The sequence below is a fragment of the Candidatus Pelagibacter communis genome (assembly GCF_001180105.1).
Taxonomy (GTDB): domain Bacteria; phylum Pseudomonadota; class Alphaproteobacteria; order Pelagibacterales; family Pelagibacteraceae; genus Pelagibacter; species Pelagibacter ubique_K.
Window position 1 is genome coordinate 21,312 of sequence record NZ_CVSO01000040.1, and the last position, 23,154, is coordinate 44,465.

Consider the following 23,154-nt stretch of genomic DNA (forward strand, 5'->3'; position numbering starts at 1 on the left):
TTAGTCTCTTAAAAGATCGTTAATTGATGTCTTTGACCTTGTCTTTGAGTCTACAGTTTTTATTATATGAACAGCATAAAGATCTTTATGAGTACCAGGTACCACGACCGAATAAGGTGGAACATGCCCTTTTGTAACCTCGCCATTTGATCTATTTACAATTTTTGTACTTTGACCAATGTAACATCCCATTGAAAGAACGCTTCCTTCTCCCACTATAACACCCTCTACAACTTCTGACATTGCTCCAACGAATACGTTATCCTCAATTATAGTTGGGAGTGCTTGAGCTGGTTCTAACACTCCACCAATACCTGAACCAGCAGATATATGACAATTTTCTCCAATTTGACAGCAGCTACCAGCTCTACTAAAAGTATCCATCATTGTTCCAGCACCGATGTACGCTCCTATGTTTACATAACAAGGCATGAGCACGGCATTTTTTCCAATGAAAGATCCTGGTCTTACTGGACTGTTTGGTGTCATTCGAAATCCAGCAGCCTCATGTTGTTCCTTTGTCCAATTAGCTGTTTTACCTTTTAATAAGTGAGCTTTATCGTACCAGCTACTATACGGACCGCTTAAATTATCCATAGGGTAAATTCTAAAGCTAAGCATGATAGCCTTTTTAAGATATTGGTGAGTTTTCCATTCTCCATTAATTTTTTCTGCTACTCGAGACTTACCACTATCTAAATCTTTAATTACTTGGTTTATTGCATCCTTCAAAGATTGATCTGAATCTTGATTTATTTGGTCTTTTTTTTCCCAGGCATCATTAATCATTTTTTCTAAGGACATAATTTATTTACTTTTTAATAACCTTATTTCTTTAAGAAATAAAGATAGATTTTCAATTTTATGAGAAATATAATCTTTATCAGAGTCAATTTTTCCAAAATGTTCATCATTGATTAACCAAACAGTTGTACAGCCTTTTTCAAAACCGATACTTAAATTTTTAGCTATATCCTCAATATAAATTGTTTCTTTGGGTTTAATACCAAATTTTTTGACCATTAAATCAAAGGTCTGGGCCTCTGGTTTAGGAACATATCCAGCATCTTTTATATCGAACACTTTTTCTTTTCCAAAAAGATCGTATATACCTAATCGTGTTAAAATATTTTTAGCATGTTCAGCGCTACCATTTGTAAAAATAAATTTTTCCATATCTAAATTCTCTAGTTCACTTCTCAATATTTTGTCTTCTTTCATAAATGAAATGTCAATATCATGTACATATTTAAGAAATTCATCCCCAATAACATTATGATGTAACATTAGACCATTAAGACTGGTATTGTATTTATAAAAATAATTAGTTTGAAGTTCTTTTGCCTTTTTTTCATCTAAACCAAGTTTTTCCTGAATAAAAAGAGTCATTCTTTTTGATACAAGACCAAAGACTTTTTCTAAAGGATAACCATTATGAGAACCATAGCAAACTCCATCAAGGTCCAAAAGAAGGTATTTCATTTCTTTCAAATTTTTCATTTTCTTATTAATGTTCCCGATCCTTTATCGGAAAATAATTCAAATAAAACTGAACGAGGTTTACGACCGTCAATTATACCAACTGCAGTTACATCGTTTTTCACAGCATCAAGACAAGTATTTATTTTTGGGATCATACCCTCAGTAATTGTTTTATCCTCTATCATTTCAATTATTTTTGAAGAATTGATTTCCGAAATAAGTTTCTTCTCTCTATTCAAAACGCCCTCAACATTTGTCATTAAAAGAAGTCTTCTTGATTTAAGAGATTTCGCAACTGCTCCAGCTGCATGATCTCCATTAATATTGTAGGTCTGTTTATTTTCTCCAAGTCCTAAAGGGGAGATAATAGGTATAATATTATTTTTTAATTTTCCAAAAATAGTCTCTGTAATAATTTTATCAGGAACTCCTACAAAACCAAGTTCCTTTTGTTCAGGTATAATTTCTATAACATTGTCTTTTTTTGTATGCAGTGAGGCTGCCTGGGATCCAATTTTTTTTAGAGAATTTACAATATCCTCATTAAAGTCAATAAGCACTGTCTCAACGATATTAATAATTTTTTCATCAGTAACTCTAAGACCTCTTACAAATTTTGACTCAATATTTTGTTTAGATAATTCCCTTTTTATTCTTGGCCCTCCCCCGTGCACAACAACCACTTGTAAACCAAGCTTGTTAAGTACACTTAAATCTTTGATAAAATTATCGAAAATTTCTCTATCAATAAATACATTGCCCCCATACTTTATAACTATTATTTCATTTTTGTATTTCTCAACATATTTCAAAACTTCTTCGACTGGCGGTCCGTCTGTAGGTAAGATCTTTTTTAAATCCATTATTGAGAGGTTTTCACAGTAGTTCTCTTCATAATGACGTACTGTTGAGCCATTGTAAGAATATTGTTGGCCGTCCAATACAGAACTAATCCCGAAGGGAAAGGTGCAAGTATTACAGTTAAGAAGACAGGAAAAAACATAAAAATTTTCTTTTGTATATCATCTTGTGGAGCTGGATTAAGTTTCTGTTGCGCCCACATTGTTAGGCCCATTAGCACGGGTAACGCACCGATGATCAAAAAGTCAGGTGGTGACCATGGTATCAGTCCAAATAAATTAAAAATTGATGTGGGGTCTTTTTCAGAAAGATCTTTTATCCATCCAAAAAAGGGCTGATGTCTCATTTCAATTGTTACAAACAACATTTTATAAATAGCGAAAAAAAATGGTATAGAAATTAAAATTGGCACACAACCACTTACAGGATTAACTCCTTCTTTCTTATAAAGCTGCATAATTGCTTGCTGAAGTTTCATCTTATCATCTTTATGCACTTCTTTAAGACGAGCCATTTCGGGTTGCAAAATTTTCATACGACTCATCGATCTAAATGCATAATTATTTAGTGGAAAGAACAATAATCTCAAACAAACAGTTATTAATATAATTGCTAATCCATAATTTCCTGCAAGTTTAAAAAAGTAATCATTTAAAAAGAACAAAGGTTTTACAATCCAATAAAACCAACCCCAGTCGATAACCAGATCAAATTTTGATAATCCTAACTTCTCATTGTACTCATCAATTACATCTACCTCTTTTGCAGCTATAACAATATCAACTTTATTACTAATTTGCTTATTTGGCTCTGCCTCTAAAGGCTCAGTTTCTATATAACTAATTTTGAATTTTTCACTATACTCAAAGTCTGCTCTAAAATTTTTATTCTTTTCTGGTATTAAGCTTGTTAGCCAATATTTATCAGTGATACCTAGAAAACCTTCTTCAGCATTGATTGAATATTTTTTGTCTATTACGTCATCATAATCTTTCTCCACTAACTGGTCATCAAACACTCCAAGCGGCCCCTCATGTAAAATAAAAAAATTGACTATGTCTTTAGGAATATTTTTTCTAATAATTTGGCTATAGGGATAAAAATTATATATTTTATTTGTATTATTTTTTATTTTTTGGTTAATAGTAAATAAAAATTTATTATCAATGCTAATAATCTTTTCAAAAGTTAGTCCTTGATCGTTTTTCCATTTTAACTTAACGTCATTACCTGGAGAAAGTTTTGTGTTTCCCTCTACTTTCCATTTTGATTTATTATCTGGTAAACCAATATTTTTGTTGTTAGTAACCCAGCCTGTTTCAAGGTAATATGTATCAGAAGCGTTTCTTGGATTTAGTAGTACTACCTTTTTTGTGCCCTCAAGTTTTTCATTGTAATTTTTAAAAAGCAAATCATCTATAATTGCGCCTTTTAAAGAAATTGAACCTTTTACGTTATCGTTTTCAAATATAATTCTTTTATCTTTATTTAGAGCCTCTGTTCTTGAAAGAAGTTTGTTAGATTCAGAATTTTCTATTTCTGGAGCATCTAAACTTTTAACCGAATCTATTCTTTTCTGTTTTATTTTTTCTCGATCTTCTGGTGAAGGTGAAAAAAATAAAGCCCATAAAACAATTATTGCTGCACTAAGCGATATAGCCGCGATTATATTTTTATTAGAGTCCATTTTTAATTTTTATTTTTTTTAACTGGTTCAAATCCTTCACCACCACCAAGGAATTTTATAGGATGACAACTTAAAACTCTTTTGGTGCCTTTGAAAAAACCTTTAATCAAACCATACTCTTTTAAAGAGTCTATAAAATATTCTGAACAAGTTGGTAAATATCTACAGTTATTACCCAGCAAAGGTGAGATTAAGTACTGATAAAAATTTATTATCTTGATTATAATCTTTGTTAAAATCTTCATTAACTTATTTTTTCAAAACTTTTTTGTAATGCCTCTTTAATTTCATCGTATTTTTCCTCTAAAACACTTTTTTTTGCAAGAACTAAATAAGAAAAGTTAAGATTTAATTTAGCTATTTTAGTTATTGCATATGTCATATTTTTGAGCCTTCTTTTTATCTTATTTCGATCAATAGCTTTACCCATTTTTTTTTTTGCTACAAAACTAATATTGAGACATGTATTTTTTTTATCAGGAATCTTTTTAAAAAAAATTGTTAGATATGAATTAGAAATTTTTTTTCCATGAAGGAGTTTTTTAAAGTCCTCATTTTTTGAGAGACTTTTAATTTTAATATTCATTAAACAGTAAGTTTTTTTCGACCTTTTTTTCTTCTTCTGGCAAGAAGTTTTTTTCCACCTTTTGTTCTCATTTTTGATCTAAATCCGTGGCGTCTTTTTCTGACGAGTTTACTTGGTTGATAAGTTCTTTTCATAAGATTTTAATTATGTAGTATTAAAAATTTAAGTACTTATAATGTAAAATCTATAATATGCAAACTATGAAAAACGTAAAAATATGGTTAGGTTTAGCCTATATTTTATTCCTGGGATTGTTTTTATACTTCTTATTAACTTACACAAGTATTGAGGAATTAACTTCATATAGTTTTCTCAAATTAAATAGTGAATATCTAATTAATTTTAAAAAAAATAATATAATGTTCTCATCTTTTGTATTTATTATATTTGGAATTGTTTGGATTTCTTTACTTCAAGGATTTGGGTCTCCATTAGGGTTGATTTGTGGATATATTTTCGGACCTTACTTCGGAACTTTAATTTTTTCATTAACTTTTGCTTTAGGATCTAGTGTAACCTTTATCGTTGCTAATTATTTTTTTAAAAACTACATCATTGAAAAAATACAAAATAAGTATCAATATCTTAATGACAAAATAAGAAATAATCAGCTTTTAGCGGTTGGCCTCCTTAGATTTCTTGGTGGTATTCCGATACAGATACAAAATCTAATTCCCGTATTATTTGATGTAAAATTAAAAAACTATTTTTTTGGAACCTTACTTGGAGTTATTATTCAAGCATTTATTGTTTGTTCACTAGGATCAGCTTTAGAAAAGAAAATATATGAAAATGACGAATTACCTAAAATATTAGATCTTTTAAAAACTCAAGAAATTTATGTACCAATATCAGCTATAATATTTTTGTTCGTTCTGACATTCGTTTTAAGAAAATTTTTCTTTAAAAAGTAATGGTGCCCTCGATGAGAATCTAACTCATGACTGACCCTTACCAAGGGCCTGTTTTAACACTAAAACTACAAGGGCGAATAAATAAAAATAGTGTAAAAATCAATAAAATTCAAATTTTTGACTTAATTTTTTATTTTATTAAGTCTATAATAATTTTTGGTAATTTTATGGGAATTCACTACGATTATAAATCTACAAGAGGCGCTAAAGCAATGGAGAAGCAAGCTAAAAGAGAAAAGAAATTAGCTGAGAGAAGAGCCAAAAAACAATCTAAGCAGGGAACAAATAAATCTGAAGATAAGACAATACCAATTGATCAGGTTGTAACTTTGGAGCATCTTACCAATCCTGAGAAAAAATAATCTTTTTAATGAATTCTAAAAGAAAGCCTTCTAAGCTCGATCTCGAGAAAGCCCTTAGAAAAAATTTAAGAAAAAGAAAAATTCACAAACAAAAAAACCAAAAAAATGATTCTAAACGATAAACAAATTAAGAAACTTGCAGAAAAAGAGGAGATGATAAGTCCATTTGTAAGTGAAAGTATATCTAAAGGCATTAGTCATGGACTTAACTCATTTGGCTACGACTTAAGATGCGGCTCTGAATTCAAAATTTTTACAAATATAAAAGGAGCAACTGCTGATCCAAAAAATTTTAGCGAGGATAATTTTATTACTATTAAAGGTGAAGATTCTGTTTTAATTCCTCCGAATTCTTTCGCATTAGCAAGCAGTCTTGAGTATTTTAAAATGCCAAGAAACGTGACCGGTTTAGTAACTGCTAAGAGCACTTACGCAAGATGCGGACTTGGAACTCCTCCCACAGTTCTAGAAGCAGGTTGGCATGGCAACTTAGTTTTAGAATTTTCAAATCATACAAGCAACTCAATAAAATTATATGCAAATAGTGGAGCAGCTCAGATTTTGTTCTTTAGTGGAGATCAACCAGAGGTATCCTATTCTGATAGAAAAGGAAAATATCAAGGTCAAGTTGGCATAACCTTAGCAAAATCAAAATAGTATGAAAAGATTTATAATTACTGGCCCGAGCAAAGCCATAAATGGATCGGTAGACATAAGTGGTGCAAAAAATTCATGCCTTCCCCTTATGGCAGCATCTATTCTTTTTAAAAAAGAGGTAATTTTAAGAAATGTTCCTTTGGTTCAAGACGTTCTTACAATGAAAGATCTTTTAATTTCCTTAGGTTCTAAAGTTAAAATTTTAGAGAAAAAAAAGATTATGATTATTACAAATAAAAAGGATCATAAATTAACTGTTCCCTATAAATTGGTATCTACAATGCGAGCAGGAGTTTTAACCATGGGCTCCTTACTTGGAAGATATCCAAAGAAAAACATAAGAGTTGCTCAAGGGGGAGGTTGTGCATTAGGAATTCGTGATACATCTTGGCATCTCGAAGGTTTCAAAAGTTTAGGGGCTGAACACGTTTTGGAAAAGGGATATGTGAAAATATCTTCAAAGAATGGTTTGGTAGGTAAGAGCTATAAGTTTCCAAAAATTACAGTAACAGGTACGTCAAATTTAATCATGTCTTCAGTTTTTGTAAGAGGTTCCCACGTTTTAAAAAATATATCTTTAGAACCTGAGGTAACAGATCTTATAAAATTCCTAAATAACTCAGGCGCAAATATAAAGTTTATTGGCAAAAGATCTTTAAGAATAAAAGGTGTTAAAGAGTTATTAAGTGGCAATCATAAAATTATTGGTGACAGGATAGAAGCATTTAGTTATCTATGTGTAGGAGCAATTACAAAGGGCAGTGTAAAAGTGGCGAATATAAATCCTAAATTTTTACCCTCAGAATTAAAGTTATTGAAAAAAATAGGTTTTAAAATTGGCGTAAGTAAAAATTCTATAAAATTAAATACTATAAAAAAATTAAAACCTATAAACGTTAAAACTGGACCATGGCCTGGATTTGCAACAGATTGTTTGCCTATTTTAATACCTGTTTTGACCAAAATTTTTGGGCAAAGTAAAATTGAGGAAACGATTTTTACAAATAGATTTATGGCTGTGCCCGAACTTAATAGAATGGGAGCAGATATAAAAATTAAAAAAAATTTTGCAGTAATTAATGGAGAAAAAAAGTTGAATTCTGCCGATTGTATTTCATCTGACCTTAGAACTACCTTCTCAATAATATTGGGTGCAATCGCAGCAAAGGGATCATCAACAATATCAAGAGTTTATCATGGATTGAGAGGGTACTCAAATCTTCAACTTAAATTAAGAAAACTTGGTGTTAAAGTAAAAATGAAAATATAATGGTAAAAAATTTCTTATCCAAGATATTAGCAAGAGATCTCAATGGTTTAAATATAATTTCTACATATTGCGAGGACTCAACCACCAGTGTTTCAGAGATTAAATATCTAAAAAAAAATAAAATATTTTTACTGTCTCTAACTCGAAAATCTCTCAAAGATAACAAAAAAAGCAACATTATGAGTGTTTGTAAATTTGAATTTATAGAAAATGTAGTAGCAAAAAATATAGATCAAAAAGACAGTAAACTAAAATTAAAGTTGATGGGAATAGATATAACGAAAATAGATGAACAATATGAAATTAATTTGTTATTTTCAGATAATCGCTTTATAACCCTATATTCTGAAATTATAGAGGTAACATTGGAGGATTTAAAAAAGAAATAAAATGAAAGTAATTTCTGCTAAAAATAAGAATTTTGATAAATTATTGGATACTCTTCTTTCTAAAAGAAAAAATAAGCTTCGATCAGATTATATTTCAGTAAAAAATATAATTAAAGATGTAAGAAAAAATGGAGATAAAGCCCTAGTAAAATACGAGAAAAAATTTAATAAAAATAAAACCATTATTCCGAACTTAAAAAAAATTAAAGACTCAATTAAATCCTTAGACCAAAAAGTAAAAAAAGCGATAGATGCAGCTTACAACAGAATTTATAAATTCCATTCACTTCAAAAGTTTAAAGATTTTTCATATACTGATAAGTATGAAAATAAAGTGAAATATCAATATGTCCCACTTGAGTCAGTTGCAATTTACGTGCCAGGCTCAAAAGTTTCTTATCCATCTAGTGTCTTAATGAATACAATTCCTGCAATCGTAGCAGGAGTTAAAAGAATTGTGATGCTGAATCCTTGCTACAAAGGAAATCAAAACGCTGCAGTTTTGTATGCTGCAAGAAAATGTAAAATTAAAGAAATTTATTCTATTGGCGGCCCTTCAGCAATTGCAGCTGCCGCGTATGGAACTAAATCAATTAAACCTGTAAATAAAATTGTAGGACCAGGAAATTCATATGTTGCCTCAGCAAAAAAAGAGGTCTTTGGGGATATAGGTATTGAGTCAATGACAGCTGGACCTTCAGAGGTTTTAGTTGTTTGTGACAACAAATCGAATCCAGAATGGTTGGCAAGTGATTTAATTGCTCAAGCTGAACATGATTCTCTCGCCCAGTGTGTTTTAATTTCAAAAGATAAAAACATTCTAAAAAAAACTAAGATTGAAATAATAAATCAACTTAAAAGCATTTCGAGGAGCTCAGTTGCAAAAAAAAGTTTAATGATGAATGGTATACTAATCTTCGAAAATTCAGAAAATAAAATAGCAGAAATAATAAACAAAATTGGACCAGAGCACTTAGAACTAAATATAAGGAACTACAAATCTTTAGCGTCAAAGATTAAGAATGCAGGCTCTATATGTTTAGGAAAATATGCTGTGATGGCTATGACAGATTATGGAGTGCCAGGCACCAATCATGTGTTACCAACCAATATGACTAGCAAATACGCAAGCGGGTTAAGTGTTTCAGAGTTTATTAAAAAAATTTCATACATAAATTTATCAAAAAAGGGTATTGAAACTCTTGGTCCATCAGTTATAACTCTTGCAACTAATGAAGGTTTAGATGGACATGCTAAATCAATTAAAAAAAGATTAGGAGAATTATAAATTTGTCAAAACAAGATTCTTTAGAATTTAAAGGAAAGGTAATAGACCTTTTACCCAATGCAATGTTTAGAGTAAAATTAGAAAATAATCACATTGTTACTGCACATACAGCAGGCAAATTAAAAAAAAACAGAATTAGAGTTTTGCAGGGAGATAATGTTACTGTAGAAGTAACTCCGTATGATCTTACAAAGGGTCGTATTATATTTAGATTTTAAATGGCCTTGTAGCTCAGTAGTAGAGCAGTACCCTGAAAAGGTATGTGTCGTAAGTGCGATTCTTACCAAGGCCACCACCAAAAAAACTGAATATTAGACAATAAATTCACTTGCATCTAATTTAGAAATCTAATAACTAAACATGATCTTTGTATAAGCAAAGACAAATTAATAAAGAAAGAGTAAAATGAGTAAAAAAGGTAAAGTGAAATGGTTCAACGGCAAAAAAGGTTATGGATTTTTGGAGCTAGTTGGAGAAGAAGGTAAAGACGTATTCGTTCACGCTTCTGCTGTAAGAGAAGCTGGTTTAAGATTCTTAAATGAGGGCGATGAAATTACATTCGAAATTGAAGATGGAGAAAAAGGTCCTTCCGCAGTAAAACTGCAAAAAACCTCTTAATTCTAATTCATCATTATTGTATAGGAGTATGAAGATCATTAGGTCGGCTATTCCTATACAATTCATTCTTGTATTTTAGGAATTAGATGCTATTTAAATACTATGATTATATTAAATAATAAGTTTAACTCTCTTCACAGACATCATACACATGCTGGCTGCACGCTAGCTATTTGATTATTTAATAAATTTAAATTTAACAACAATTAATATAAAATAAATATACGCCCTGGTGGTGAAATGGTTATCACGGAAGTTTGTGGAACTTCAGTTTTTGGTTCGATCCCAAGCCAGGGTACCAAAAAAATGAGTAAAGAAAATAAATTAAGTCCTGGCTTACCCCAGGGATTTGAAGATAGGTGGAATAAAAAATTACTTCTTAAAAAGAAACTTTTAAAAGTTATAGAGAATAATTTTATAAAATACGGGTTCGACCCTTTGGAAACTCCATCGTTTGAAATTGCAGAAAATATCGGATCCTTTCTCGCAGAGGACGAGAATAATCCCATGTCTGATGTATTCTCCTTTAAAGATGGAGTAAAAGATATTACTCTTCGTTATGATCTATCAAGTCCATTGGCGAGATTTGTTGCTCAAAACAACCAAGACCTTCCATCAATATTCAAAAGATATGCAATCCAAAATGTTTTTAGAAATGAGAAAGCTGGTAACGCGCGTTATAGAGAATTTACACAAGCAGATTGTGATATTGTAGGGAATGTTAATCCCGCTCAAGCGAATGCAGAATTATGTAATTTAATTTCAAGCACATTGTTGGAATGTGGTCTAAAAACTGATCAATTTATCATTAACGTCAGCAACAGAAAAATAATTCAAGGTCTAATCAAAGATCTAAAAATTCCAGATACTAAACAGGTCAAGGTTATGAGAGCAATTGACAAGCTTGATAAACCTGATTTTGGATTAAGAGGTGTTGAAGATTTATTAAAAAAAGAGAGAAAAGATAAAAGTGGTGCAATTACAAAAGGCGCTAATCTGAATGATGAGCAAGTATCTAAAATTTTAAATTTTTTAAAAATTAATGATTTAAATGAACTCAAACAAAATTTCAAAAATCCTTTAACGCAGGAAGGAATTAAAGAATTAGAAGATCTTCTAGAAATTTTAAAGTTTGGAAATTGTTTTGATCAAATAAAAACTAATTTTACAATTGTAAGAGGTCTTGCATATTATGATGGTTTTTGTGTTGAAACTAATCTTAATTTTAAAGTAAAAAATAACAAAGGCAAAGAGGTAGATATTGGAAGCATTTGCTCTGGGGGACAATACAATAAGTTAATATCTAGATTTAAAGGAGTAGATATACCTGGTACTGGCGTGAGTATTGGTGTTGATAGATTGTTATTTGCGATGATGCAATTAAACCCAGAAATAGATGAACAAAAGCCAGTTATAATTTGTGTGATGGATGAAAAATATTTGAAAAATTATTACGAAATTTTGGAAACTTTGAGAAAAAATAATATCAATTCAGAAATCTTTTTAAATAGTAAAAAAAATCTTGGGAAACAATTAACTTATGCCAATAAAAAAGGGTGCCCTGTTGCAGTAATTTGTGGGGAGAATGAATTTAAAGATAATAAAATTACCTTAAAAAATCTTCTTGGTGTTAAAGGAGAAAATAATCAAGCTACATTTTCAAAAGAAAATTTAATTAATGAAATCAAAAAATTTATCTGAAAAAATTCTTAGATCTGTAAAATCTAAAGGATTTAAATACATTGATTTGCCATCTGTAATTGAAGCTAATCATATAGTGCAAAGATCAGGTGAAAATTTTAGAAAGTTTATCTTTTCATTTATCGATCAAAATGGAAGCGAGTTATGTTTAAGACCTGATTTAACAATAGTCTCATGTCTTAGATACCTTGAAAACAATCTTAAAACTAAAGAAAAAATATTTTATAGTGGTCAGGCATATAGAAAATCCAATAATAAAAAAGACTCAATTATTAGAGACCAAATTGGATTTGAAATTATTGGTTCAAAAGATGAGAAAAAAGATGATAAAGAAATAATTGATACTTCTCTAAAATCAATAAAAAATTTAAATTATTCTACAGGCACATTGACAATCGGCAACGTAGAGATATTTAATCTTTTAATTTCAAAATTAGATATCCCTAAAAGATGGAAATTAAGACTTTCAAGGCATTTTTGGAGAGAAAGTTATTTCAACGACTTACTTAAAAGATTAGAGACAAACTCAGATGTTGATCCAACAATTGTCGAGATTGATAAAAGACGTTATTTAAAAATGACTAGAGAAAATAAGTCATCAATAATTGCTGGTAGATCCATTGATGAAATTTTAAAGAGGTTTGATAAAAAGATTAAAGACCCAAGACGCCCAAGTAAAGGTAGAAATGTTTCTAAAATTATTAGAGGGTTTCTAAAGATCAAATGTCCAATTGATAAAGCAGCTCAGGAATTAAATAAATTTTTTAAAAAAAATAAAGTTAATCTAGCAGTCGATCAAAAATATTTTCCATTATCAAATAAAAAAGTTTCAAAGCTTAATGTAATTTTTTCAACTGCATTTGGAAGACAGCTTGAATATTACACAGGTATGGTGTTCAAAATTGACATTAAATCAAAAAATAAAATTAAAAATATATTTAATGGTGGAAGATATGATCAATTAATTTCTGATTTAGGATCGAAAAAAAAGGTGCCAGCTGTTGGTGCAGCAATAAACTTAAAGTAAATTATGAAAAATACAATTAACATAGGTATACCAAGCAAAGGCAGATTAAGGAAAGACGTTTTAAAGATTTTTAAAAGAAAAAAACTAAAACTTGTTTCAGAAAGAGGGGAAAGGGATCTCATTGGATCAATTAAAAATAAAAAAAATTTAAAAATATTATATTTACATGCTAGAGAGATTATAGAAAGACTAGGGGATGGTTCTCTAGATATAGGTTTTTCTGGTTTTGACTTATTTAAAGAAAGTGAATTTAATACACAAAAAAAAATAAACCTTGTTAAAAAATACGATTTTGGAAAAGCAAATCTGGTTGTTGCTATTCCTGATCCATGGATTGATGTTCAAACAGTTGCAGACTTAGAGGAAATTGCGTTTGAATTTAGAGATAAAAAAAAGAAAAGACTTAGAGTTGCAACTAAATATCCAAATCTGACTAGAGACTTCTTATTTTCAAAAGGTGTAACTCAATTTCAAATTGTCGAAAGTTTGGGCGCTACGGAAGTTTATCCTTTTACTGGTTCAGCAAATTTGATTTCTGACATCACCTCTACTGGGAAAACGATTAAAAGTAATAACTTACGCATACTTAAAGACGGTGAAATTTTGAAATCTCAGGCGTGTGTTTTTTCATCAAAAAAAAGTTTTTCAAAAAAAGGTTTAAAAAATATTATTAAGTTATTTTCTTAGTAATAAGTCCTTAAGATAGATAAGAATAATTTTAATTACATCTAAATTTCTTAAAGTTGCATAAACAGCTATTAAAACGCTTACTAAAATTATTATTTTAAAGGTTAATTGAAATTCCATTATTTTAATTAATATATTACAATTTCATTTGTTTTTTTTATCTTTTTACTTGTATACTTTGATAAAATAGGAATATTCATAATTGATAGCATGCAAGATTCGATATTATATTTAATTTTAGTTTTAATGGTAATAATAATTTACCTATTAATTACTCAGAGGAGAAATAAATCGGAACCAAAAGATAATTCTCAAGAAATTAACAATTTAAGGGATAGTATTAATAGTTCATTTAATACAATGAGTGCATCTTTTAACAGTTTATCTAAAGATGTCACAAGAGACATGACTCAGACACTAACATCAGTAAATCAAAAAGTTGAAGCATTTAACATGCAGGTAAAAGATTTAAATGAAAGCCAGAGAGGCATAAATAAGATACTTGCAGGGGTGAAAAAATTTGGAACATTAGCTGAATTCAGTTTAGGATCTTTATTAGAGGATTTGTTACCAGCTTCACAATATTTGTCTAATGTTAAAATGAAAGAAGATACGAGTGAAAATGTTGAGTTTGCTATCAAACTTAAAGAGGATGTGCTTGTACCAGTAGATAGTCATTTTCCTGTAGATAAATTTAAAGCCATAGAGGATGCATTTAAAGATGAGGATAAAAAGGCCGCTGCTGATGCAAGAAAAAATTTAGCAAAAGCTTTTAGGGACAAAGCAAAATCAGTTAATGATAAATATATAAACCCTCCTAAAACTACAGACTTCGCAATTGTTTATGCTCCGACAGAAAGTTTATTTTCAGAATTAAGCTCTTACCAAGACCCTGTTAATAAAGAGCTGTTGACGCAAGAAATAATGAAAAAGTATAAAGTTGTAATTTTAGGACCAAATACACTCTCAGCTTATTTGCAATCTCTTCATATGGGATTTCAAACTTTGAAAGTTCAAAAGCACGCAACAGAAATCTATGATCATTTAAAAACAATCAGCACTAGATTTTCAACTCATTTCGATAATATTTATAAATTAAGAAAAAAATTAGAGGAGGCTATGACAGTCGTTGACAGTTTTGGAAAAGATGCCAGATCAATTACCCGGACACTAGAAAATATAAAAGATCCAGAGCAGATTGAAAGAGCTATCAATACAGAGAATGTAGAAAAGCTAGGTAAACAACCCAAACAAGCCAAAAACTAATTCATTTCAAATTAAAAAACAAATATAACGGTTCAAATGGAATGGAATAAAAAATTTAATTATCCAAGTTCTACTCGAGCATTAATTCAAGGAAAAAGGCATTACGCTTTAGATGGATCTAACTTACCTTCTGTTACCACCATACTTTCAGCAACAAAAAGTGAAGAGGACAAAGCTGCATTAGCTGCATGGAAGGAAAGAGTCGGAAAGCTTGAGGCAGATAGAATCAAAAAAGAAGCATCAAGTAGAGGTAGTTCAATTCACAAGTTTATTGAAGAGTTTCTACATGGAAAGCTCAATCAAGATTTAATTGATGATAACAATCACTCAAAAAAAATGGCAGAAGAAATTATAGATAATGGTCTAAAAAATAAACTAACAGAAGTTTGGGGCGCTGAAGCAACACTATATTATCCTAACAAATATGCTGGCACAGCTGACTGTATAGGTGTTTATGAAGGTAGAGAGACAATTTTAGATTTTAAACAAAGTAATAAACCAAAAAAGAAAGAGTATATTGAAGACTATTTTTTACAAATAGGGGCATATTCATTAGCGCATAACACAGTTTATAACTCCAACATCACTCAGGGAGTTGTTTTGATGTGTACGGTAGATAGACTATTTCAAGATTTTAAAATTGAAGGCAATGAACTTTTAGATTATCAAAATAAATTTCTTGAGAGAGTTGAAAAATTTTACAACCTTTTTGTCAAATGAAATTGACAAATTATTAAATTAATATAATAACAAATTTACTTGCTACTTGTTTAGATGCGAGATCACATCCTCTTCACAAAAAGCATTAAATAAAAGGAAAAAAATTGAATATTGTTATTTGGGATATTGAATCATCAAGTTCTTCTACTGATTTTGGCAGCATAATTGAAATTGGAGGAATATTGGTTGATGAAAACTTTAAAGAAAAAGACAGATTCAATTTAAGATGTAGACTACCCGAAGGTGAAATACCTCAGTGTATGGCGCTGCTCGTTAATAAAACAAATGTAGATTTGCTTACAAAAACGAACCTAAGTCATTATCAGATGTTAAATCAAGTTGAAGCAATTTTTAAAAAGTGGAGTCCCGCAATCTTTATGGGATGGTCAAATATAGGTTTTGATGATGAAATGATTAGAAAAGAGTTTTTTAAGGGAATTAGATACCCCTACATTACCAACGCATCACCTAACAAAAGACACGATGGACTAAATATAGCAAGAGGTGCTTTTGCTATTGATAATAAAATATTAAATACTGAGATTAACGAGAGGGGTAATGCAATAATGAAATTAGAGTCTTTAGCAAGGATGAATGGTTTTGAATCTGGCGGTGCTCATAGTGCAATTTTTGATGCTGAGCTCACACTTAAAGTACTAGGCTTAATTAAGAAAAAACAGCCAGAAACTTGGAACGATTTTTTAAAAACTGCAAATAAGCTTGACACAGAAACAATTATTAAAAAAGAAAAGATTATTACCTTAAATGAGTATTTTTATGGAAAATCAAGGCTTTATCTCTGTGCTCCTCTTCATCCTAAATTTTGCACCCATCCGATATATCAGTGGGGTCAAGCGGTCGACTTAAGGGTTGATGTAGAGCCCCTTCTTAAAATGTCGATCAATGATTTAAAAGCTGAGATGAAAAAATCACCCAAATTTTTAAGAACTATCCGATCAAATAAAGCACCTATAATTTTGGATAAAAAATTTGGTATGGATGTTGAGCCGTATAACGCAATAGATAAAAATATACTAATAAAAAGAGCTGAATTTATAAATAGTAACGAAAAATTTTCAGAAAATATATTAACCGCTTTAAGAGAAATTGCTGAAGAAAAAGAACAATCAAAATCTCAAGAGGATATACTTCCAGAAGAGAGTATATATAAAAAGTTCACTCCAAATAAAGATACAAATTTATTTTCAAAATGGCATGAGGCATCTTGGTCAGATAAACTAAGATTGCTTGATAAGTTTGAGGATGAAAGACTTGTTGGATTTGGCAAAAAGATAATATTTCAAGAAGCTCCACATGTTCTGCCCGAATCTATTTTAAAAAAGGTGAAGCAAGATATAGCTAAGAGAATTCTTAGTGATAAAAAAGAGAAGTGGTGGACTTGCAAAGAATTTTATTTTGAGTGCGACAATTTAAGAGATAAGTTTACTAATGAAAATGATGAGAAAAATCTCAAATTTTTAGACCAATTAAATAATTTTGTAATGTCTATTGAGAAGAAATATCAAAATGTTTAATGTGGATAAAATAAATTTTAAACATTTTGGGCTTGAATATAAATCTAATCTTTATATATAAATACTATGGCTACTGTAAACGTAACAGATGAAAACTTTGAAGCTGAAGTTATTAAGGCTGGCAAACCAGTTATAGTTGACTTCTGGGCAGAGTGGTGTGGACCTTGCAAACAAATCGGACCAATCTTAGAAGAAATTTCTAATGAGATGTCTGATATTGTAATTGCAAAACATAATATCGATAACGAACCTAACACTCCAACAAAATACGGAATCAGAGGTATACCAACTATGCTCTTATTTTCTGGAGGAGAATTAAAGGCAACAAAAGTTGGAGCGACCACTAAATCTAATATTGTTTCTTGGATTAAAGAAAATACTTAATTTAAATTTAAGACTTCCCCAATTAAATAAAGCGATCCATACACTAAGGTGATAGTATTCATGTCTTTTGAGTTTGAGCGAATTGCACTATCGATACTATCAGATATTTTTAATGTAAAATTGAAATTGCTTATTTTTTCTTTTAATTCTTTTTTGGAAATTCCTCCAACCTGATTAGGAATATCAATTAAAGTAACTGAATTAACTAGACCCTCAAAAGATTTCATAAATTCTTGATGCTCCTTATCTTTCATCATAGCTACGACGAGATTAACTTTTTGATTTTGGTTTTTAATCCAGTTTGCAATAACATAACTACTTGAAATATTATGACCTCCATCAACTACTAATCTATTATTACCCATAATCTTTTTGAGTTTTCCCGACTTTATTTCCTGCAATCTTCCTCTTAGAGAGATGTTTTGAATACCTGATTTGATATCTTGATCTTTAACGTTAAATATTTTTCTAGACGCTGCAATTGAAGTACTAATATTATAAAGTTGATGATCTCCTAAAATATTCGGTTCTGGCAGTATCAATTCACCAATATCATCTTGGTATTGAATGAAGCTATTATCTGATCTCGAGATATTGAAGTTTTTTCCAAAAAAATATTTATTTGATGTATTTTCATTTAAAGATTCTTCCACTTTTTTACCTATCTCATCATTCACCTGTTTGTTTACAAAAATATTAGAGTTTAAAAGCTTAGAAGTTTTTTCATGTATAACTCCATCAATACTCTTATTTTCTAACCATTGAAAATGATCGTTATGTATTACACCAATTAATGTCATTAAATTTTTTTTAAAAACATTGGTACTATCGAATTGGTGAAATAATCCAGCTTCAATTATATTGACATTGTTTTTGAAGCTTTCTGCATATTTTAAAAAAGCACATGTAAGTATTTCAAAAACAGTTGCATTATCATCTCCTAAGACTTTTTCTGTATCCTCTAACAACTTAAAAAGATTTTCTTCATCAATTTCAGTATCATTAAATACAAAACGTTCAGTATAGGATTGAAGATGTGGAGAGGTGTACATATTACACTTTAATCCCGCTTGATTAAGGATTGCCTTAAGACTATATGACATACTTGCCTTAGCATTCGTTCCTACTACTGTGACTATATTTTTAAGTTTGTCTTGAGGGTTTCCAAGTTTTTCTAAAAGATTAAAAGTTCGACCTAAAGAAAGATCTAATTTCTTTTTATGATGCTTCTCTAGTTCCGATATTAAATTCTGGAGTTTGTTCATTATTCTCTGAATTTACTTCAGAATTTTTCTTTAGCAATATAGATAATACCTGGCTAATTTTTTTTGATAAATCTTTACGCGGAATTATGTTATCTACAAATCCACAATCAAGAACATGCTCAGCTTTTTGAAAATTTTCAGGCAATTCTTCTTTTACTGTTCCTTCTATAACTCTTCTTCCTGCAAATGCAATTAGGGCTCCAGGCTCAGATATTTGAATGTCTCCAAGCATCGCAAAAGAAGCAGTGATCCCTCCAGCAGTTGGATCTGTGAGACACACTATGTAAGGTAATTTATTTTCTTTTAAATCATTAATAGCCATAGTTGTTCTCGTCATTTGTGCAAGGGCTAGGGGACTTTCATGCATTCTTTGACCACCACCACAAGTGAAAATCACAAAAGGTTTTTTTTCCTCAACAGCTTTTTGAATACCAAAAATAATTGCTTCACCTTCACTTGTTGCAATTGAACCACCCATGAAAGCAAAGTTAATTGCACCAACTACAGCATCTATGTTTCCAATTTTACCTTTAGCAATCATGACTGCACAATCTTGATTTGTTTTTTTTCTCGCAGAATTTAATTTCTTAATATATGGAGAAGAATCTTCAAATTCCAAAGGATCGTCGGCAGGTATCGGAGTTTTTAATACTTCATAATTATTTTTACCAAAAATTATATCAAATCTTTGAATACAATTTATACGATGATGTTTTCCACATGCATTACAGACCCATAAATTTTCCTCTAAATCTTTTTTCAGAACTGGTCCTTTACAGCAAGAAGTCCAATCACTATTTTCTATATCACTCTTTGATGGTCTTTTTTTTAATAACTGCTTTATCTTTTCACCGAATCTAAGAGTTTTTTTTAACCAATTCATATAATTTTATTTTTTAATTTCCTTACTAATTTACTTACATTTGTGACGGGATTTTGTCTATCTTTTAAACTTCTTGTTATTTCTCGACAAATTGCACTACCAACAACTAGACCATCAGCAGATCTTAGATTTGAAATAGTTTTTTCGGTTATACCAAAACCTATTACAACATTTTTTGATGGTTTGATTCTTTTTATAACATTATAATTTTTAATAATTCTTTTTATACTATATTTTAATGCAGATCCTGTAGTTGATATAGTTGAAATCATATAAATCATTTCATGTGAACTCTTGATTATCTCTTTCATTCTTTTCACAGTTGTAGTTGGTGCTATTAATTGAACGAAACAAATAGAATTTTTTTTACACAATTTGGCAAAATTTTTATTATCTGGAAATGAGAGATCAACAACAATTAGTCCATCAACACCAGATGCTTTGCATTTTTGGATAAATTTTTTTTCTCCAAAATTAAATATCATTTGGTAGTAACCCATCAATATTATTGGTTTAGAAGGTTTTGTTTTCTTAAATTTTTTAACAAGACTAAAAATATCACTTAATCTAATACCATTTTGTAAAGCTCTGTAAGAACTATTTTGGATATCTTTACCATCGGCAGTTGGGCAATTGTGAGGTATTCCCCATTCTGCAATATCCAAATCCTCTGACATTGAATTTAGTATTTGTAGTGATTTGTCCTTAGTATTATCACCACAAACTGTATAGGATATCAGCGCAGGTCTGTTTTCACTTTTCGCAATTTTAAAGGCATTGTTAATAGAGTTTTTCATTTTGGGTAGTATCCTAATTGTTCAATATAAATCTTTTTATCTTTGTAACCTTTTCCACAATTGTTGACTACAAGCACATCACTTTTTTTCAATTTTGGAGCTAAACGAATGCATTCACTCCATGCATGCGCTGGTTCCAAACTTGGCCGGATATCTTCTAACTTAGTAATTAATTTGAAAGCAGCTAATGCTTCTTTATCTGAAGCATTCGTATATCGTGCTCTTCCAGAGTCTTTTAATAATCCGTGTAATGGACTCGAACCTGGATAATCTAAACCTGCACTCAATGAATGGGTCTCTGCTATTTGACCTTCTTTATCAGTCAAACAATATTGTGCAGCTCCATGTAAAATAGCAACTTTTGCGTTTGTAGATAAAGGGGCAGCATACTTTGCCTCAACACCAATTAGTTCAACATGTTTTTTATCGTAGTCAATGAACTCATTCCAAAATCCTAGCGCGCTACTTCCCCCACCTATGACATTGATTAATTTAAGTTTCGGTATTTCACCAAACTCTTTAATTAATTGTTTTTTTAATTCTCTAGAAATTTGAGAAGTTGACCATGCACAAATCTTTAAAAAAATATTGCAGCCAATTGCTGAGCCCACCGCTAGATGTGTATTATCACAGTTTGAAACATAGTGGCGCATGCACTCAGAAACAGCATCGACTAAAGTTTTTGAGCCTGAGTTAACAGGCACAACCTCAGCTCCTGCATTACGCATAAATTTTACATTTGGCGCTTGTCTAGAAATGTCTTTTGTTCCCATAAAAATTTTGCATTTGAGGTTCATTTTTTTTGCTGCCATTGCAAGATTTTTTCCAAACATTCCGGCACCTGTATCGCCTGCTATGTAGCGTTTACCACTCTCTTTACAAATTAATGCGTTTACAGTTGCGTGATACGCCTTATGCGCATCACCGTTTATAGCTGACACGTCTTTACACCAAATTTGAGCTCCACCTAAATGTTTGGTCAAATTTTCTAATTTAAAAAAGGGCGTTTCCCCTCCAAGATAATGTTTAAAATAATGATCTCTTTTTTTAAGAAATTTTCTATCTTTTCTTAATTTTTCAAAAAGCTTAGATAGATCCTCAATTGGTTTTCGCATTGTTTCTGCACAATAGTTTCCACCAAATTTATTTCCATAAAATCCAAACTTATTGTGTTGGTCAATAAGAGGAGTTTTTTTCTTCAATTTAATCATTTAATTTTTTTACGTTGTCTAAGAAAATTTTTACTTTAGAAATATCTTTTAATCCAGATGTCTCTACACCCCCAGATATATCAATATAATTACAAATTTTCATAAACTTATCAAGATTATCGTTGTGTTTAATATTTCCAGCGATCATGCTATTTACACTTACTGGCACATTTTCCATCAACGTGTGGTCAAATTCTAATGATTTTTCATATCCTTTACTGTCAAATAATATTATATCAGAACAATCTTCATATTTTTTATATTTGAGAATATCCTCTTTAGTCTCAACGGTAATTGCAGTAATAATCTTTTTATTATATTTTTTTTTTATTGATTTTATTTCATCAGGCGCACAATCATAAATTTGAAAATACTCAAAATTTAGTTTTTGCATTTCATTCAATATAAATTCATCGGGTTTAACTAACACAGATACAAATTGAGATTTTTTATTGTCAACCTTTAGTAGCTTCTGAAGAGTATTTATAGTTACAAATCTTTTAGATTTTGGATAATTACATATAAAACCGATTAATTCAGGGGGATATCTATAATTTATTAAAAAGTTTAACGTATCACTATCCCTGACTCCACAAATCTTAGATTGCATCAATCCTCTAAAATTTTCAATAAATTCTTAAAATTCTTTTTAATATCTCCGCTCGTAATTGATCTACCAATTACTAACCAATCGCTGCCAGCAACAAAAGCATCTTTAGGTTTCATAAATCTTTTTTGATCATTTTGAAAATTCTGTATTTTTATTCCGGGTGTAATTATTTCTTTTTTAAATACCTTCTTCACCGATCTTATTTCATGTCCACTACAGACTATTGCATCTAAATTCGCTCTTTCCGCAAGTTTTGCTTGATGTTTTACTAAATCATTTACCTTTTTATTATATCCAATCTCTTTTAAATCTTTATTATTCAATGACGTTAAAGTTGTGACGCCAACAATTTTTGTATTTTTACTTTCTTTCTTCAAAATTTTCAAAGCACTAAAACCTGAGCTTAGATGAACAGTCAAATAAGAGATTTTCAAATTTTTCAATGATTTTAAAGCTGACACAACTGTATTTGGAATATCATTAAGCTTTAAATCTAAAAAAATTGTTTGATTTTTTAAGCTCGAAAGAAATTTTCTACCATCTTTTGAATAAAAAAACTCAAGACCAAACTTGTAACCGACATCAATCTTATTTGTTTGTGTATCTCTTATTATTTTTTTTGCTCTGGAGATTTTACTTGTATCAATAGCAACAAAAATTCTTTTTTTATTTTTCATTTAACTTATTAAAAAGTTCTTTTGACATTTTAAAGTGTATACTTTTTTTTTCCATAGTGATGATTTCTTCTCCTGTTCTTGGATTTCTTGACTTTCTGCTTTTTTGTTTTTTAGAAGAAAAAATACCCCAACCTCTTAATTCAACTCTTTCATCATTTTTTAATGCTGTCTTAATTTCATTTAAAAAAATATCTAGAAACTTCTCCAAATCTTTTTTATATATATTTGGATAGGATCTGGACAACGCTCTAATCAAATCTGACTTAGATTTTGGCAA

29 protein-coding genes and 2 tRNA genes are annotated in these 23,154 nt (G+C 30.0%); 16 read left to right on the top strand and 15 right to left on the bottom strand.

Annotated elements, in window-relative coordinates; all coding sequences use genetic code 11:
• From AMN84_RS02380 to rpmH, 7 genes are read right to left on the bottom strand one after another with little or no spacing between them, the layout of a single operon-like run.
• Entirely contained in the window at nt 1-804 is an 804-nt protein-coding gene (locus tag AMN84_RS02380; protein WP_075483059.1) for a 2,3,4,5-tetrahydropyridine-2,6-dicarboxylate N-succinyltransferase, read from the bottom strand.
• A 3-nt stretch (nt 805-807) separates the two neighbouring features.
• On the bottom strand, nt 808-1,500 hold the full coding sequence (locus AMN84_RS02385; RefSeq protein ID WP_075483061.1) for an HAD-IA family hydrolase: 693 nt from the start codon (nt 1,498-1,500) through the stop codon (nt 808-810).
• Nucleotides 1,497-2,345: an acetylglutamate kinase gene (argB, locus tag AMN84_RS02390; protein ID WP_075483063.1), complete on the bottom strand. Its 849-nt coding sequence runs from the start codon at nt 2,343-2,345 to the stop codon at nt 1,497-1,499. The genes AMN84_RS02385 and argB overlap by 4 nt, the downstream gene beginning before the upstream one ends.
• On the bottom strand, nt 2,345-4,030 hold the full coding sequence (gene yidC / locus AMN84_RS02395; protein WP_075483065.1) for a membrane protein insertase YidC: 1,686 nt from the start codon (nt 4,028-4,030) through the stop codon (nt 2,345-2,347). The genes argB and yidC overlap by 1 nt, the downstream gene beginning before the upstream one ends.
• 2 nt (nt 4,031-4,032) lie before the next feature.
• Nucleotides 4,033-4,275, bottom strand: coding sequence for a membrane protein insertion efficiency factor YidD (gene yidD, locus AMN84_RS02400; protein ID WP_075483067.1), 243 nt, complete (start codon nt 4,273-4,275; stop codon nt 4,033-4,035).
• Nucleotides 4,275-4,616 carry a ribonuclease P protein component gene (gene rnpA / locus AMN84_RS02405; protein WP_075483069.1) on the bottom strand — a complete coding sequence of 114 codons (342 nt, stop codon included), beginning with the start codon at nt 4,614-4,616 and terminating at the stop codon, nt 4,275-4,277. Before rnpA ends, yidD begins: the two co-directional genes overlap by 1 nt.
• Nucleotides 4,616-4,750 (bottom strand): 50S ribosomal protein L34, encoded by a 135-nt coding sequence (gene rpmH / locus AMN84_RS02410; RefSeq protein WP_075483071.1) that lies wholly within the window; start codon nt 4,748-4,750, stop codon nt 4,616-4,618. Before rpmH ends, rnpA begins: the two co-directional genes overlap by 1 nt.
• A gap of 66 nt (nt 4,751-4,816) precedes the next feature.
• On the opposite strand from rpmH, the gene AMN84_RS02415 reads away from it, so the two are divergent.
• The gene (locus AMN84_RS02415) at nt 4,817-5,530 is read left to right on the top strand and encodes a TVP38/TMEM64 family protein (protein ID WP_179850692.1); all 714 of its coding nucleotides are present in this window, start codon (nt 4,817-4,819) and stop codon (nt 5,528-5,530) included.
• Here the strand turns inward: AMN84_RS02415 and AMN84_RS02420 are convergent.
• Nucleotides 5,531-5,605, bottom strand: a tRNA-Thr gene (locus AMN84_RS02420).
• A gap of 92 nt (nt 5,606-5,697) precedes the next feature.
• Here AMN84_RS02420 and AMN84_RS02425 point away from each other — a divergent pair.
• The 15 genes from AMN84_RS02425 (at nt 5,698) to trxA (ending at nt 17,434) form a co-directional block, all read left to right on the top strand.
• Entirely contained in the window at nt 5,698-5,892 is a 195-nt protein-coding gene (locus AMN84_RS02425; RefSeq protein ID WP_075483075.1) for a hypothetical protein, read from the top strand.
• A gap of 105 nt (nt 5,893-5,997) precedes the next feature.
• The gene (gene dcd, locus AMN84_RS02430; RefSeq protein WP_075483077.1) at nt 5,998-6,549 is read left to right on the top strand and encodes a dCTP deaminase; all 552 of its coding nucleotides are present in this window, start codon (nt 5,998-6,000) and stop codon (nt 6,547-6,549) included.
• A 1-nt stretch (nt 6,550) separates the two neighbouring features.
• The gene (murA, locus tag AMN84_RS02435; protein ID WP_075483079.1) at nt 6,551-7,819 is read left to right on the top strand and encodes a UDP-N-acetylglucosamine 1-carboxyvinyltransferase; all 1,269 of its coding nucleotides are present in this window, start codon (nt 6,551-6,553) and stop codon (nt 7,817-7,819) included.
• Entirely contained in the window at nt 7,819-8,208 is a 390-nt protein-coding gene (locus tag AMN84_RS02440; RefSeq protein ID WP_075483081.1) for a DUF2948 family protein, read from the top strand. Before murA ends, AMN84_RS02440 begins: the two co-directional genes overlap by 1 nt.
• 1 nt (nt 8,209) lies before the next feature.
• Nucleotides 8,210-9,496: a histidinol dehydrogenase gene (hisD, locus tag AMN84_RS02445; RefSeq protein WP_075483083.1), complete on the top strand. Its 1,287-nt coding sequence runs from the start codon at nt 8,210-8,212 to the stop codon at nt 9,494-9,496.
• A gap of 2 nt (nt 9,497-9,498) precedes the next feature.
• Nucleotides 9,499-9,714, top strand: coding sequence for a translation initiation factor IF-1 (infA, locus tag AMN84_RS02450; RefSeq protein ID WP_075483085.1), 216 nt, complete (start codon nt 9,499-9,501; stop codon nt 9,712-9,714).
• Between the two features lie 2 nt (nt 9,715-9,716).
• A tRNA-Phe gene (locus AMN84_RS02455) sits at nt 9,717-9,791 on the top strand.
• Between the two features lie 110 nt (nt 9,792-9,901).
• Nucleotides 9,902-10,114, top strand: coding sequence for a cold-shock protein (locus AMN84_RS02460; RefSeq protein ID WP_075483087.1), 213 nt, complete (start codon nt 9,902-9,904; stop codon nt 10,112-10,114).
• A gap of 306 nt (nt 10,115-10,420) precedes the next feature.
• Nucleotides 10,421-11,815, top strand: a complete 1,395-nt coding sequence (hisS, locus tag AMN84_RS02470; RefSeq protein WP_075483089.1) for a histidine--tRNA ligase — start codon at nt 10,421-10,423, stop codon at nt 11,813-11,815.
• Nucleotides 11,793-12,842: an ATP phosphoribosyltransferase regulatory subunit gene (locus AMN84_RS02475; RefSeq protein WP_075483091.1), complete on the top strand. Its 1,050-nt coding sequence runs from the start codon at nt 11,793-11,795 to the stop codon at nt 12,840-12,842. The genes hisS and AMN84_RS02475 overlap by 23 nt, the downstream gene beginning before the upstream one ends.
• Nucleotides 12,843-13,529 carry an ATP phosphoribosyltransferase gene (hisG, locus tag AMN84_RS02480; RefSeq protein WP_082254962.1) on the top strand — a complete coding sequence of 229 codons (687 nt, stop codon included), beginning with the start codon at nt 12,843-12,845 and terminating at the stop codon, nt 13,527-13,529.
• A gap of 210 nt (nt 13,530-13,739) precedes the next feature.
• The gene (locus AMN84_RS02485) at nt 13,740-14,795 is read left to right on the top strand and encodes a DNA recombination protein RmuC (RefSeq protein ID WP_075483095.1); all 1,056 of its coding nucleotides are present in this window, start codon (nt 13,740-13,742) and stop codon (nt 14,793-14,795) included.
• 36 nt (nt 14,796-14,831) lie between these two features.
• Nucleotides 14,832-15,515, top strand: coding sequence for a hypothetical protein (locus AMN84_RS02490; RefSeq protein ID WP_075483107.1), 684 nt, complete (start codon nt 14,832-14,834; stop codon nt 15,513-15,515).
• Nucleotides 15,516-15,619: 104 nt separating this feature from the next.
• Entirely contained in the window at nt 15,620-17,050 is a 1,431-nt protein-coding gene (locus tag AMN84_RS02495) for an exonuclease domain-containing protein (protein ID WP_075483109.1), read from the top strand.
• Nucleotides 17,051-17,116: 66 nt separating this feature from the next.
• Nucleotides 17,117-17,434 (top strand): thioredoxin, encoded by a 318-nt coding sequence (gene trxA / locus AMN84_RS02500; protein WP_075483112.1) that lies wholly within the window; start codon nt 17,117-17,119, stop codon nt 17,432-17,434.
• On the opposite strand, the gene AMN84_RS02505 is transcribed toward trxA, so the two are convergent.
• From AMN84_RS02505 to AMN84_RS02535, 7 genes are read right to left on the bottom strand one after another with little or no spacing between them, the layout of a single operon-like run.
• Nucleotides 17,431-18,699, bottom strand: coding sequence for a bifunctional folylpolyglutamate synthase/dihydrofolate synthase (locus AMN84_RS02505; RefSeq protein WP_075483114.1), 1,269 nt, complete (start codon nt 18,697-18,699; stop codon nt 17,431-17,433). The two genes, trxA and AMN84_RS02505, sit on opposite strands and share 4 nt — an antisense overlap.
• A complete protein-coding gene (locus AMN84_RS02510) occupies nt 18,653-19,582 on the bottom strand; it encodes an acetyl-CoA carboxylase carboxyltransferase subunit beta (protein WP_075483116.1) in 930 nt (309 codons plus the stop codon). The genes AMN84_RS02505 and AMN84_RS02510 overlap by 47 nt, the downstream gene beginning before the upstream one ends.
• Nucleotides 19,579-20,379, bottom strand: coding sequence for a tryptophan synthase subunit alpha (gene trpA, locus AMN84_RS02515; RefSeq protein ID WP_075483118.1), 801 nt, complete (start codon nt 20,377-20,379; stop codon nt 19,579-19,581). Before trpA ends, AMN84_RS02510 begins: the two co-directional genes overlap by 4 nt.
• Nucleotides 20,376-21,590, bottom strand: a complete 1,215-nt coding sequence (locus tag AMN84_RS02520) for a pyridoxal-phosphate dependent enzyme (RefSeq protein ID WP_075483120.1) — start codon at nt 21,588-21,590, stop codon at nt 20,376-20,378. Before AMN84_RS02520 ends, trpA begins: the two co-directional genes overlap by 4 nt.
• Complete coding sequence (locus AMN84_RS02525) at nt 21,583-22,200, bottom strand: phosphoribosylanthranilate isomerase (protein WP_075483122.1); 618 nt, start codon at nt 22,198-22,200, stop codon at nt 21,583-21,585. Before AMN84_RS02525 ends, AMN84_RS02520 begins: the two co-directional genes overlap by 8 nt.
• Nucleotides 22,200-22,877, bottom strand: coding sequence for an orotidine-5'-phosphate decarboxylase (gene pyrF, locus AMN84_RS02530; RefSeq protein ID WP_075483124.1), 678 nt, complete (start codon nt 22,875-22,877; stop codon nt 22,200-22,202). The genes AMN84_RS02525 and pyrF overlap by 1 nt, the downstream gene beginning before the upstream one ends.
• Nucleotides 22,867-23,154 carry an HU family DNA-binding protein gene (locus AMN84_RS02535; protein ID WP_075483126.1) on the bottom strand — a complete coding sequence of 96 codons (288 nt, stop codon included), beginning with the start codon at nt 23,152-23,154 and terminating at the stop codon, nt 22,867-22,869. Before AMN84_RS02535 ends, pyrF begins: the two co-directional genes overlap by 11 nt.